This window comes from Labrenzia sp. R5_0, from assembly GCF_017743835.1.
Classification (GTDB): domain Bacteria; phylum Pseudomonadota; class Alphaproteobacteria; order Rhizobiales; family Stappiaceae; genus Roseibium; species Roseibium algicola.
Map to the genome: position 1 here is coordinate 49,590 of NZ_JAGHRK010000007.1, position 13,680 is coordinate 63,269.

A 13,680-nucleotide genomic window follows, 5' to 3' on the forward strand; every position below is an offset into this window, starting at 1 on the left:
ATGGAAGGGACTGCCTAAAAATGAGCCAGCATGGCACGGCCCTGGATTATGTGTTGCTGACCCCGCAGGAGATGGCGAAAGCCGATCGACTGACCATTGAGGGGGGTGTTCCAGGTATCGAACTCATGGAGCGGGCCGGCCAGGCTGTGGCACGTGCTGCGGCGCGGATGGTTCCGGCTTCAGGTCGGATAGTCATTCTATGCGGTCCCGGCAACAACGGGGGTGACGGTTTCATTGCGGCGCGTTGTCTGGCGGCAGCCGGATACGGCGTTGATGTCAGGTTGCTCAAAGCGCCCGATTCTCTGAAGGGGGATGCGCTTGAAGCCTTTCGGCGCATGGGGCTTTCTTATGCACTTGCTGTTGAGGGCGATCATATCGCGAGCGATCTAGGCGCTTTATTGGATGGCGCCAATCTGATCGTGGATGCTCTCTTCGGGGCAGGGCTGGACCGCGCTTTAGGTGGTGCCGCCGAAGCTTTGGTGAAAGCTGTCAACAAGTGCGGCGCACCTGTTCTTGCGGTTGATCTTCCATCCGGAGTTCAAGGCGCAGACGGTGTTGTCTGTGGTGAGGCTATCAGTGCGCAAGAGACGGTCACGTTCTTTCGGCAAAAGCCGGGGCATTTGCTTTATCCCGGTCGTCAAGCCTGCGGCCGGGTTACAGTTGCGCAGATTGGCATCGATGTAACTGTTCTCGATCAAATCGTGCCCGATACTTTTATCAATGGGCCGGACCTCTGGCTTGACCATTGGCCTCAAGTCGCGCCGACCGGTCACAAGTATTCCAAGGGGCACGCGGTTGTCTTTGGCGGTCCGGTCACGGCAACCGGCGCTGCGCGGTTGTCGGCTGGCGCTGCGCTGCGGGCGGGGGCGGGGCTCGTAACATTGGCGTCACCGCCGGATGCGCTTCTGGTCAACGCAAGCCATCTGACGGCGGTAATGCTGAAGAAGATTGCCTCTGAAAACGGTATTCGCGATCTCTTGTCGGACAAGCGCCTCAACGCGGTACTGATCGGTCCGGGTTATGGTGTTGGTGAAAAGACCCGATCGGCGGTAGTGGAGATCCTGGACTGTAACCGGGCAAGCGTATTCGATGCCGATGGTCTGACGAGTTGCGCCGTTGATCGCGCTCCGTTTTTCGAAAGCATCAGGTCGCATAATGCGCCGGTCGTTCTGACGCCGCATGAGGGAGAGTTTGCTCGCCTTTTCCCGGAACTTGCAGGTAGCAAGCTGACCCGTGCCAGGGAGGCAGCACGAATGTCCGGTGCTGTCGTGATTCTGAAGGGGCCGGACAGCGTTGTCGCTGCGCCGGATGGGCGTGCGGCAATCAATTGCAACGCACCTTCATGGCTTGCAACGGCCGGGTCTGGTGATGTGCTTGCCGGAATTGTAGTTGGTCTGCTTGCGCAGGGTGTTTCCGGCTTCGAGGCGGCCGCAATGGCCGTCTGGCTACATGGCGAAGCTGGCCGGGAGGCCGGGCCGGGGCTGATCGCAGAAGATCTTGAGAGTGCCCTGAAACCCGCGCTTCGCGCACTTGTGGAGAAATCCGATTTACGGTGAGGCAGGGCACTGCTTTTTCCTTTGACGGGAAAATCAGCGATGCTATAGAGGCCCCGCTTCAATCGCAGGGTGGTTTGCCACTTGTTGCGACGCGGATGTGGTGAAATTGGTAGACACGCCAGATTTAGGTTCTGGTGCCGCAAGGCGTGGGGGTTCAAGTCCCTCCATCCGCACCATTCTTCAAAGTGAATTCCATCCTGTGCGCATTCGGCGCTTGTCGTTCGACGTTGCGCTTTTTGTCGAGAACCCTCGTATTTGGTCGCCGTTTTATAATCACCAAGTGTCAGGCCTGGTGGGGCACCGTTGACTGTGCGGAGTTGTTGCGCAGCGCAAATTTGCGTTCCGTGTGGCTTCAGCAGTGCGGGCCGGTCTGGTCAAGCTCTGGCCAAGCTCTGGTTTAGCGTGGTCTGGCATCATGCTGTCAACATCAGTGACGGGGAGCGGTTCTTTACTGCAGGCCGGCGAGGTTGGCGGAATTAGCTTCCGGCTCCTGGAAGAGACCAAATCACTTGGTCGAAAGAGCTGATTTTAGGCGATTTACGCCAGCAAAACCCCGCTCTCCCCTTGACACTTTCGGGCCTACGCAGTATCGCGCTCCCATCGTGCGTCTTGAAGTCTCTTCAAGGCGATGCATGGCCGTTTGAACGCTCCCGGCAAAAGGGGAGTGCAGGCGATGTGGCACACGGGATTTTAAAAACGAAACCTCCGGGGCGGATTGCCGCTCGGGACCGAGGACGACAAAACCCATGCAGGTAACCGAAACCCTCTCCGAGGGCCTCAAGCGTGAGCTGAAAATCGACATTCCGGCTGGTGATCTCGCCGCCAAGCTCGACGATTACATGGCCGACCTGAAATCCAAGGCCAACATCAAGGGCTTCCGCCCTGGCAAGGTTCCGCTCGCCCATCTGAAAAAGATGTATGGCCGTCAGGCCATGGCCGAGATCCTGTCGAACACCATCCAGGAAACCACCCAGAAGGCTGTTGAGGAGCGCTCCGAGCGCCCGGCTCTGACCCCGGAAATCGATCTGCCGGAAGAAGATGCTGAAAAGATCATGGCTGGCGACGCCGATCTTTCCTTCAAGATGACCTACGACATTCTGCCGAGCTTCGAGATCGTTGATTTCGCCGGTATCGAAATCGAGCGTCCGGTCGTTGAAATCGCTGAAGAAGAAGTCGACGAGCAAGTTTCCCAGATCGCCAAGAGCAACGCACCGTTCGATGCGAAAGACGGCGCGGCTGCAGACGGCGACCGCGTGACCATGTCCTACCTGGGCAAGATCGACGGCGAGCCTTTTGAGGGCGGTGCCGACGAGAACGGCATGCTGGTTCTGGGTTCCGGTCAGTTCATCCCGGGCTTCGAAGAGCAGCTTGTTGGCGTCAAGGCTGGCGACGAGAAGGTCATCGAAGTGTCCTTCCCGGAAGAATATCCGGCTGCACATCTGGCCGGCAAGGCTGCCACCTTCGACATCGTCGTCAAGGAAGTTGCCGCACCGGGTGAAGCCAAGGTCGACGACGAGTTCGCTAAGAACCTCGGCCTTGAGTCTCTCGACAAGCTGAAGGAAATCGTCCGCGGCCAGATCGAAGGCCAGTTCGGTCAGATGACCCGCCAGCGTGTGAAGCGTCAGCTGCTCGACAAGCTGGACGAGCACTATTCGTTCGATCTGCCGGAAAAACTGCTGAACTCCGAGTTCGATGTTGTCTGGCGCCAGGTCGAAGAAGACATGAAGCGCAACGAGAAGACCTTCGAAGACGAAGAGACCACGGAAGAAGAAGCGAAGGCGGAATACCGCAAGATCGCTGAGCGCCGTGTTCGTCTTGGCCTGGTTCTGTCCGAAATCGGTGAGCAGAACAACATCCAGGTGACCGACGAAGAACTGCAGCGCGCTCTTTACGACCGCGTCCGCCAGTTCCCGGGCCAGGAACAGCAGGTGTTCGAATTCTACAAGAACAACCAGCAGGCTCTGGCTTCACTGCGTGCGCCGATCTACGAAGAAAAGGTCGTCGACTTCATGCTGGAACTCGCCAAGGTGACCGACAAGACGGTGACCAAGGAAGAGCTGGAGAAGCTGGTCGCCGAGGAAGAAGACGAGGCTTAAGGTCAATCCGCTTTCGGGGGAAGGCTCTCGAAAGCGGCCAGATTGGCCGGTTGGTTTTCCCGTCTATCCCCAGATGTGGCCGCAGATTTAACCTTGCATTCACGCCGCATCTGTCATGACTTTGCGTTGAGGGCGACATCCCATATATACGGGGTGTCGCTTTTTTCGAGTCAGGCCCTGAATCGATGCGCTTCATGGCCTGTTTCCTGCCCGGAGACCCTCCGGGCAACATCTCAAGCATATGGATGAGGTATGAAGGATCCTGTCGATATCTACATGAACACTCTCGTGCCGATGGTTGTCGAGCAGACCAACCGGGGAGAGCGGGCCTTCGATATCTATTCGCGCCTGCTGAAGGAGCGCATCATCTTCCTGACCGGCCCGGTCGAGGATCACGTGGCAACCCTGGTAAGCGCACAGCTTCTGTATCTGGAAGCTGAAAACCCAACCAAAGAGATCGCGATCTACATCAATTCGCCGGGAGGTCTCGTGACCTCCGGTCTTGCGATCTATGACACGATGCAGTTCATCCGCCCGGCTGTGTCGACGCTCTGCATCGGCCAGGCAGCCTCCATGGGCTCGCTTCTGCTTGCCGCAGGCGAGAAAGACATGCGCTATATCCTGCCGAACGCGCGGGTCATGGTGCATCAGCCGTCCGGCGGGTTCCGCGGTCAGGCTGCCGACATCATGCTTCATGCACAGGAAATCCTGGCCATGAAGCGCCGGCTGAATGAAATCTACGTGAAGCACACCGGACGCACCCTCGACCAGGTCGAAGAGGCGCTGGAACGTGACAACTTCATGACCGCTGACAAAGCTAAGGAATTCGGGATCGTCGACAAGGTGATCACCGACCGCAACACGCTTGGCGGCGACGAAGAGAAGTGAGGGACTTACCCGGCTTTAATCATGGATTGAATTTCCACGCTTAAAGCCGGAAAATCCCCAGGTGATGCCGGGTTTTCATCTTCGCCTTAAACCTATATTGATTTTTAATGGCGAAGCATGATGACATTACATGGTGAGGTGGCGACTGTGCGCCGCTTCAGAACCGGTTCAGTCATAATTTGGCCGCAACCGGAGAGATAAGGGGAAACACTCCCCGTAAACGCGAGGTTGACTACATGACCAAGGCCAGCGGCAGCGATTCCAAGAATACGCTTTACTGCTCCTTCTGCGGCAAGAGCCAGCATGAGGTTCGCAAGCTGATCGCCGGCCCGACTGTTTTCATTTGCGATGAATGTGTCGAGCTGTGCATGGATATCATTCGCGAGGAGAACAAATCCTCGCTGGTGAAGTCACGGGACGGGATCCCGACCCCTCAGGAAATTCGCGACGTTCTGGATGACTATGTCATCGGGCAGGGCAGCGCGAAGAAGGTTCTATCGGTCGCCGTTCACAACCATTACAAGCGCCTCAATCACGCATCGAAAAACAACGATGTCGAGCTGGCGAAATCCAACATCCTTCTGGTCGGCCCGACCGGTTGCGGCAAGACCCTGCTTGCGCAGACCCTTGCCCGCATTCTGGACGTGCCTTTCACCATGGCTGATGCCACCACGCTGACCGAAGCCGGTTACGTGGGTGAGGACGTTGAAAACATCATTCTGAAGCTGCTGCAGTCCGCCGACTACAACGTCGAACGCGCGCAGCGCGGCATCGTATACATCGATGAGGTCGACAAGATCAGCCGCAAGGCCGACAACCCGTCGATCACCCGTGACGTTTCGGGCGAAGGTGTTCAGCAGGCACTTCTGAAGATCATGGAAGGCACCGTTGCTTCCGTGCCGCCCCAGGGTGGCCGCAAGCATCCGCAGCAGGAATTCCTGCAGGTGGACACGACCAACATCCTGTTCATCTGTGGCGGCGCCTTTGCGGGCCTCGACAAGATCATTTCCGATCGTGGCACGCAGACGTCCATCGGTTTCAAAGCGCAGGTCCATGCACCGGAAGATCGCCGGATTGGCGAACTCTTCTCGGTACTTGAGCCGGAAGATCTGCTCAAATTCGGCCTTATCCCCGAATTCGTCGGCCGTCTGCCGGTTATCGCGACCCTGGAAGACCTCGACGAGGAAGCCCTGGTTACGATCCTGACGGAGCCGAAGAACGCTCTGGTCAAGCAGTACCAGCGTCTTTTCGAAATGGAACAGGTGGAACTGTCCTTCCACGAGGAAGCCCTCAAGGCGATCGCTCGCCGGGCCATCGAACGCAAGACCGGTGCACGCGGCCTGCGTTCGATCCTCGAAGCCATCCTGCTCGATACGATGTACGAGCTGCCGGGCCTGAAGGGTGTCAAGGAAGTCGTGATCTCACCGGAAGTCGTGAAGGGCGAGGCACGCCCGCTCTATATTTACGAAGACCGGGAAGAAACGTCGGCTACCAGCGCCTGAGGCACTGAAGGCTGTTTCAAGAAACCGTGAATAAATGCCGCTCAACTTGAGCGGCATTTTGTTTTTGGGCGGTCATGCGCTTGTTCGGGGCCGTTTTCCACTGGTGCAATGAGTCGTCAACAGACAAGACTTGTGGGCAGCAACCGATTGCCTTGACACCGGCAGGTCTGGTGTCCACCTAATAGACCTAAGGACGGCTTATGCGGATTGTCGGCGCGCCCATCTGGGGTGCCGTGATCTGGCCTTCAGGACCTTCCGGTTCGGAGCCGTTTTCCAGTGTTTTGGCTGCCTTTTACCGAGTGGGGCCGGGACACGCTGAGAAAGGAAAAAAAATGAGCGACGCAGAAATTCGCGCCACAGATCAGGACAGCACGTCTGTCTACCCCGTCTTGCCCCTGCGCGACATCGTTGTCTTCCCGCATATGATCGTGCCGCTGTTTGTCGGCCGCGAGAAGTCAATCAAGGCGCTCGAAGAGGTGATGACCACCGACAAGCACATTCTTCTGGCAACTCAGATGAATGCAGCTGACGACGATCCCAAGCCAGACCAGATCTACAATGTCGGCACGCTTGCGACCGTGCTGCAGCTTCTCAAGCTGCCCGACAATACGGTCAAGGTTCTGGTGGAAGGCGGTGCCCGTGCACAGATCGGTGAATACACCGACCGTGCCGACTATTTCGAGGCCTCCGCAACGGTTCTGCCGGAGCGCGATGGCGAGAACATCGAAGTGGAAGCACTTGCGCGCTCGGTCGTGTCCGAGTTCGAGAACTACGTGAAACTGAACAAGAAGGTTTCGCCGGAAGTTCTGGGCGCGATCAACCAGATCGACGATTATTCCAAGCTCGCCGACACGGTAGCTTCCCATCTTGCGATCAAGATTCCGGAAAAGCAGGAAATCCTTGGCGTCGTTTCCGTCGCCGAGCGGCTTGAGCGCGTCCTGGGCATGATGGAGAGCGAAATCTCCGTCCTGCAGGTGGAAAAGCGCATCCGTTCCCGTGTCAAGCGGCAGATGGAGAAGACCCAGCGCGAGTACTATCTGAATGAGCAGATGAAGGCCATTCAGAAGGAGCTTGGCGACAGCGAGGACGGCCGCGACGAGGTTGCCGAACTCGAAGACAAGATCAAGAAGACCAAGCTGACCAAGGAAGCACGCGAGCGCGCTGCGGCCGAAATCAAGAAGCTGAAACAGATGAGCCCGATGTCCGCGGAAGCGACCGTCGTGCGGAACTATCTGGATTGGCTGATCGGCATTCCGTGGAACAAGAAGTCCAAGGTCAAGCACGACCTGGCCTTCTCCGAAAAGGTTCTCGACACCGACCACTATGGCCTTGAAAAGGTCAAGGAACGGATCGTGGAGTATCTGGCGGTCCAGAGCCGGGCCAACAAGTTGCGTGGTCCGATCCTGTGTCTCGTTGGTCCTCCAGGCGTCGGCAAGACTTCGCTCGGCAAGTCGATTGCGAAGGCGACCGGCCGTGAATTCGTACGCATGTCGCTCGGCGGTGTGCGGGATGAAGCGGAAATCCGTGGTCACCGCCGTACTTACATCGGCTCGATGCCCGGCAAGGTCATTCAGTCGATGAAGAAGGCCAAGAAGTCCAATCCGCTGTTCCTGCTCGATGAAATCGACAAGATGGGCATGGACTTCCGCGGCGACCCGTCATCGGCTCTGCTGGAAGTGCTGGATCCGGAACAGAATTCGTCCTTCATGGACCACTATCTGGAGGTTGAATACGACCTATCGGATGTGATGTTCGTGACCACGGCGAACACGCTGAACATTCCGGGACCGCTGATGGACCGTATGGAAGTGATCCGCATCGCCGGTTACACGGAAGAGGAAAAGGTGGAAATCTGCCGCCGTCACCTCATCCCGAAAGCCGAGAAGGATCATGGCCTGCGCGAAGGTGAGTTCACCATCGAGGATGAAGCGCTTCACTTCATCGTGCGCCGCTACACCCGCGAAGCCGGTGTGCGTAACCTTGAACGTGAAATGGCAACCCTGGCCCGCAAAGCGGTCAAGGACATCCTGATGAGCGACAAGGAAAGCATCACGGTGACCAGCGAGGTCGTCGAGAAATACCTTGGTGTGCCGCGGTATCGCTACGGCGAAGCTGAACTGGAAGACCAGGTCGGTGTGGTTACCGGCCTTGCCTGGACCGAAGTCGGTGGTGAGCTTCTCACCATCGAAGGCGTGATGATGCCCGGCAAGGGCAAGATGACCGTCACCGGCAACCTGAAGGACGTGATGAAGGAATCGATTTCTGCGGCGGCATCTTATGTCCGCTCGCGTGCGATCGATTACGGCATTGAACCACCGACCTTCGAAAAGAAGGACATTCACGTTCACGTTCCGGAAGGGGCTACCCCGAAGGATGGTCCGTCCGCAGGTATCGCGATGGCTACGGCTGTGATCTCGACCATGACCGGCATTCCGGTTCGCCGGGATGTTGCCATGACCGGTGAAATCACCCTGCGTGGTCGCATCCTGCCGATCGGTGGTCTGAAGGAGAAGTTGCTTGCTGCCCTTCGTGGCGGAATCAAGCTGGTTATGATCCCGGAAGACAACGCCAAGGATCTGGCGGATATCCCGGACTCGGTCAAGAACTCGCTTGAGATCATCCCGGTTTCGGGCATGGAAGAAGTGCTGAAAAACGCTCTTGTTCGCTTGCCGGAGGCTATCGAATGGGATGAGTCAGCTCACGAAGCAGCAACCAAGGCGCGAGAAAAGGACGATGACACCTCCGGTGTTCTTGCCCACTAATCGCGACATTGCAGCGCACAAATTGGAAAGCCCCGGGAAAACCGGGGCTTTTCTTTTGAATAATCGGTCAAAATGGCTGTTTTCTGCGAAAAAACCACTTGCGTTTCAGTTCAATTCAACCGAATTTCGCGCAACGGCGCTGACAGGAATCGTCGGCACTCTGCCGTTTCTTAGAAAGGTATCTGCTATGAATAAGAACGATCTGATCGCAGCTGTTGCAGAAAAGACCGGCCTCACCAAGGCGCAGGCAGGCGAAGCAGTTGACGCAACTTTCGAAGCTGTCACCTCTACGCTGAAGAGCGGCGACGAAGTCCGCATCATCGGCTTTGGTAACTTCACCGTTTCCGAACGTGCAGCAACCGAAGGCCGTAACCCGCGGACTGGCGAAACGATCCAGATCCCGGCTTCTAAGACGCCGAAGTTCAAGGCCGGCAAAGGCCTGAAGGACGCCGTGAACGCCTAATAGCGCTCACGAGCGATTTCTTCGCTCAACCCCGTATCCGGAAACGGATGCGGGGTTTTTCCTTGCCTGTTTTCTATTTTTGATTGAGCTCTGGCGAATTGCTATTCCCACATTATATTGCGTTTGTCGTGAGGTGATGCCAATTGCTCGACAGGAGTTGGAATGTCACTGCAAGCCTTGATCCGCAGGCGCCAACGGGCGCTATTTGATGCCTGGGTTCGTGACCCCCTGGTGCAGGTTCAGGTGGAACACCCCGAGGCACTTGGACGCCTCGTGTTCCTCGACGATTTCGACGAGAACGTCCAGACCGGAAAAGCCGGTAGAAGCAGCCTGAAGAACGTAGCAATCGTGCAGAAACCCGGAAACGCGGACGAAAATGCCAGCGTGTGGGTGAGGGCGGGTTATTCGTCCTATCAGAAAGCCTGGCTGCGCTTTGTCGAGCAGGTCTACGGCATCAAGGCCGCGCCGTCGGATCTTGCCGGGTACAATATCGACCACCTGCTCAACAAGGCGCGTAGTCCCAATAAAGCCGGGTTCATTCGCATCGAAGCCATCAACGATGCCGTTAATCAGGCGTGGGGCGGTTTGTTCGAGCGAGCAGCCAGCAATCCAGAATTCAGTGCCAATCAGAATCGCCTTCGCCGGACGATGTCCTGGATCATCGCCGCCAAGCTCATGGATCAGCCGCCGCCAAGAGGACCGAACGACCAGCAGGGGATTGCCCGTCTGGTGCAGTTCTTCAATCAGAACGGACTTGCCGCGGACAACCCGCAGCGCGGGCTCACCGACATGCTCCAATTCGCCTATAAGTTCCAATAGACTTAGCGGGCACTTGCGATCACGTCGCGTGCGGCGCGCTGGCCGGAAAGCCAGGCGCCGTGCACTGTTGCCGGATAGTCCTGGGAGGTGGCTTCTCCCGCAAAGAAGACCCTTCCATTGAGGTCGGCAGCCAGTGCTTTTCTTGCTCGCGGCTCCACCCCCACAGGCAGGAACGAGTAGGATCCTCGCGTTCGTTCGTTTTGCTGCCAGGCGGAACTTATGCTGGCGTCAGGCGGCGGTATGTCGCGGCCGAACATCGTCTGAAGCGCTTCGAAGGCCGCCTGTCTGCGATTCTCTTCACCAAGTTTCTCAAGGTTCTGAGCAAATTCGCCGACGTTCAGCGCACATAGAATCGGTTTTCCGGTCACGGGCGAAAGATTCGGCCAGTAGGCAAAAGTGCCGGGCTTGCCGGATATGCGACCGAAGTTGTGGACAGTTTCATCCCAGAAGGCTTCCGGGAACGAGAGATAGATTTTATCAAGCACGCCCATGCGCAAGGAACTGACGGCGTTGCGCTTGTTGTCAGGAAGACCAGGTGAAAAGACGATGTCGCCAGCCTTCAGGACACCCAGAGACACTGCGCAGATTGCAAAATCGGCCTCCAGTACACCGTTCTCAGTTCTTACCGAAACGCCCCTTTGGGAATGGTCGATTTGGTTCACGACGGTTTCGGTCTGGATGGACAATCCCTCCGCCACCCCAAATGCAATCTTGTCGTAGCCCTGCGGAAGCACGGCGTCGGGTCCCTCAAAGGCACCGCCTTCTTCAACGGCTGCAAGCGAAAGGTCGCTCACTGGCGCTGCAAATTCCTGCTCCAGCAGAATATGCGCCATGAAGCCGAGTTCAGCGTCAGTGAGGCTCGACAGGGCCCGTTGCCGGCGTATCTTTTCAATGGCATTGGCTGCCGATATCCGGGTGAGGGAGGTTTCAGTGTCGTCCAGAAAATCTTCCAGGGCGTTCGCGAAAGTCTCGAAACGTTCGACTGCTCTGCCACCGTTGCCGGTCAGGTCGAAGACCTCCTCGTTGTCGTAGTCCCACTCGAACATCGGCTGTGAGAAGCGCTGCGCGAGCGCTGTGATGGGGTTGGACCGTGTTCCATGGATCCAGCTTGCTCCAAGGTCGAGAGGCACCCCCAACGATCTGTCCGTATGCAGACGGCCGCCGATCCGGTTACCAGCCTCAAGCATGGTTACGGAGAAGCCTGCGTCTGCAAGTGTTCTTGCAGCCGCCAGACCGGCGATGCCGGCACCGACAACAACCACTCTCTGTCCGGCCACGGATTGTGATGAGCTTTTTCTGGCAGACAGCGGCAGGCCGGTGAGGGCAGCCAGAATTCCAGTCAGAAACAACCGGCGGGATGTCACCATGGGTGCGGCTTTCTCAAGCTTTTGAAGCGGTCAGTTTGCCGGTTTTCGGAGCCGTCATCCACAGGCTTTATCATTGAAACGGAAATCTGAGATTTTGCTCTTGCCAAGCAGCAAACGAGCCCCTAAAAGGCGTCTCACCTCGTTGAGGGCGATTAGCTCAGTTGGTAGAGCGCTTCGTTTACACCGAAGATGTCGGGAGTTCGAGTCTCTCATCGCCCACCATTCCCCTTATGAATTCCGTCACTTGTAACCAGGGTGCCTGCGCACCGGGGTGTTTTCTGCTGTTTGCTGCCGCTCTCACATTGTCCGGCGGTTCGCTGTTTCGGATATTCGCACAATTACAGTCATTTCGCTTTGCCGCTGTTGCTGGGTATCCCGGTGGCGGGTTGATTTCGTTTGGCCTTCGAATGGTGAGTTTTCTTTTTCCTTTTTGTCCGATAAACTTCTGCGGCTAAATAAAAAACTCGTTTAAAGGTAGCTACTTGGCAAGATGGGAATCCTAGTTTTCATCAAGATGTTCGGGGCAGTCATGCTGCTCCTTTACGCGGTTCGAATGGTTCGGACAGGCTTTGAAAGGGCAGCCGGGCCAACGTTAAGACGCGCCATCGGCAAGGCATCCTCCGGACCGGTTGCCGGCGCCTTGTCTGGGACTGCGGTTGCCATTTTGCTGCAAAGTGCGACAGCGGTTGCGATCCTGGCGGCGGGATTTGCGACATCCGGCTTCATTTCCACAGCTGCCGGACTGGCGGTTCTGCTGGGCGCCGATCTCGGGTCGGCGCTTGTCGTGCAGTTTCTGGTATTCGATCTCAGCTGGCTGGTGCCGTTGCTCCTGGGTGGAGGAGCGTGGCTGTTCCTGAAGCTCGACGCTCGGTCCGCGAAACAGGTCGGACGCATTCTTCTGGGAATCGCTTTCATCCTGATTGCGCTGCAAATGATCGGCGAAGCGACGACGCCGTTGAAGGAAGCGCGGTTCATGCCGCAGTTTGCCGGCTTCCTTGCGCAGGACACACCGACGGCGATGGCAGTTGGGGCGCTTCTGGCGTTTCTGGTGCATTCCAGCGTGGCGGCCGTGCTGATGATCGCAGCCTTGGTGCAAAAGACCGGCCTGCCGCACGAGGCTGCGATTCCACTCGTTCTGGGGGCGAACATTGGCGCCGGCATCGTTGCGCTCTGGCTGACACGCGGAATGGATCGCAAGGCCAAGCTTCTGCCGCTTGGCAATTTTCTCTTCAGGTCCACCGGTGCTGTGCTGGTCATGCTGGCGCTAAATTTCCAAGATCTGCCTCTGGCTTCGATCAGCAATGATCCGGCCCAGCAGATCGTTGCCGTTCATGTGCTTTTCAATCTCCTGCTTGTTCTCGTCTGCCTGCCACTGACAAGACCGGTTGCCTGGCTGGTTGAACGCCTGGTGCCGGACAGAGAGGAACAAGAAGAGGCAGACCGGCTGACTCCACAAAGCGCGCTGGACAAGCAACTGGTCGGCAATCCCAGACTTGCCCTGGCCAGTGCAACGCGTGAACTCCTGCGTATGGGAGAGCTGGTCGAGGTGATGGCAAGACCGGTTCTCATGATGCTGGAGAAGGGCAGTGAGCCGGAAATCAGGCGCTTGCAGCAGTTGGATAAGCAGGTCAATGCGATCCATTCCTCGGTGAAACTCTACATCGCAGAGGTGAATCGTGGGGAACTGACCGGCGAACAGGCTGAGCGCAGCATGGAACTGGTGGGGTTCGCGGTCAATCTGGAGCGCGCTGGAGACCTTGTGGCAAAGAACCTTCTCGAACTTGCGCTGGAGTTGCAGAAGAACAAGATCAGCTTTTCGCAGGAGGGGCTGAAGGAGCTGACCTGGATGCACGACCGTGTTCTGGCGAACATGGAGCTTGCCCTCAATGTGCTCGTTTCGGCGGACGTCGCGTCTGCGCGTGAGTTGATTGCAGAAAAGGACAAGATGCGCACCCTGGAACGCGAAAGTCATAACCGGCACCTGGAGCGGCTGAAATCGAAAACGCTTCAGAGCATGGAATCGAGCAACGCCCATCTGGAAGTCATGCGCAGCCTCAAGGAAATCAATTCGCTGTTCGCAGCTGCGGCGGTGCCTATTCTTGCCAGAGAAGGCCTGTTGCGCGATACGCGGCTGGTGCCTGCTGAATAAAACACGGCTGAAGAACGAGAATCTGCGTGGCTCAGGTCGTATTTATGAGCTGGCGAATGTGTTTGAGGCTAAGTCCAT

9 protein-coding genes and 2 tRNA genes are annotated in these 13,680 nt (G+C 57.2%); 10 read left to right on the forward strand and 1 reads right to left on the reverse strand.

Annotated elements, in window-relative coordinates:
- Window positions 1–20: 20 nt before the first annotated feature.
- The 8 genes from J7447_RS26845 (at window position 21) to J7447_RS26880 (ending at window position 10,086) form a co-directional block, all read left to right on the forward strand.
- On the forward strand, window positions 21–1,556 hold the full coding sequence (locus tag J7447_RS26845; protein WP_209171474.1) for an NAD(P)H-hydrate dehydratase: 1,536 nt from the start codon (window positions 21–23) through the stop codon (window positions 1,554–1,556).
- Window positions 1,557–1,647: 91 nt separating this feature from the next.
- Window positions 1,648–1,732: transfer RNA gene (locus J7447_RS26850), tRNA-Leu, on the forward strand.
- Between the two features lie 570 nt (window positions 1,733–2,302).
- Complete coding sequence (gene tig / locus J7447_RS26855; protein ID WP_209171475.1) at window positions 2,303–3,652, forward strand: trigger factor; 1,350 nt, start codon at window positions 2,303–2,305, stop codon at window positions 3,650–3,652.
- A gap of 252 nt (window positions 3,653–3,904) precedes the next feature.
- Entirely contained in the window at window positions 3,905–4,540 is a 636-nt protein-coding gene (locus J7447_RS26860; protein WP_022998420.1) for an ATP-dependent Clp protease proteolytic subunit, read from the forward strand.
- A 236-nt stretch (window positions 4,541–4,776) separates the two neighbouring features.
- Window positions 4,777–6,042 (forward strand): ATP-dependent Clp protease ATP-binding subunit ClpX, encoded by a 1,266-nt coding sequence (clpX, locus tag J7447_RS26865; protein ID WP_022998421.1) that lies wholly within the window; start codon window positions 4,777–4,779, stop codon window positions 6,040–6,042.
- A 332-nt stretch (window positions 6,043–6,374) separates the two neighbouring features.
- On the forward strand, window positions 6,375–8,804 hold the full coding sequence (gene lon / locus J7447_RS26870; RefSeq protein WP_031268409.1) for an endopeptidase La: 2,430 nt from the start codon (window positions 6,375–6,377) through the stop codon (window positions 8,802–8,804).
- 187 nt (window positions 8,805–8,991) lie between these two features.
- Complete coding sequence (locus J7447_RS26875) at window positions 8,992–9,267, forward strand: HU family DNA-binding protein (protein ID WP_031268410.1); 276 nt, start codon at window positions 8,992–8,994, stop codon at window positions 9,265–9,267.
- Between the two features lie 162 nt (window positions 9,268–9,429).
- On the forward strand, window positions 9,430–10,086 hold the full coding sequence (locus tag J7447_RS26880) for a hypothetical protein (RefSeq protein WP_075282106.1): 657 nt from the start codon (window positions 9,430–9,432) through the stop codon (window positions 10,084–10,086).
- Between the two features lie 2 nt (window positions 10,087–10,088).
- Here J7447_RS26880 and J7447_RS26885 read toward each other — a convergent pair whose 3' ends face one another.
- Complete coding sequence (locus J7447_RS26885; protein WP_209171476.1) at window positions 10,089–11,453, reverse strand: FAD-dependent oxidoreductase; 1,365 nt, start codon at window positions 11,451–11,453, stop codon at window positions 10,089–10,091.
- Window positions 11,454–11,599: 146 nt separating this feature from the next.
- Between J7447_RS26885 and J7447_RS26890 the strand changes: the two genes are divergently transcribed.
- Window positions 11,600–11,675: transfer RNA gene (locus J7447_RS26890), tRNA-Val, on the forward strand.
- 268 nt (window positions 11,676–11,943) lie between these two features.
- Entirely contained in the window at window positions 11,944–13,602 is a 1,659-nt protein-coding gene (locus J7447_RS26895) for a Na/Pi cotransporter family protein (RefSeq protein WP_209171477.1), read from the forward strand.
- Window positions 13,603–13,680 lie beyond the last annotated feature (78 nt).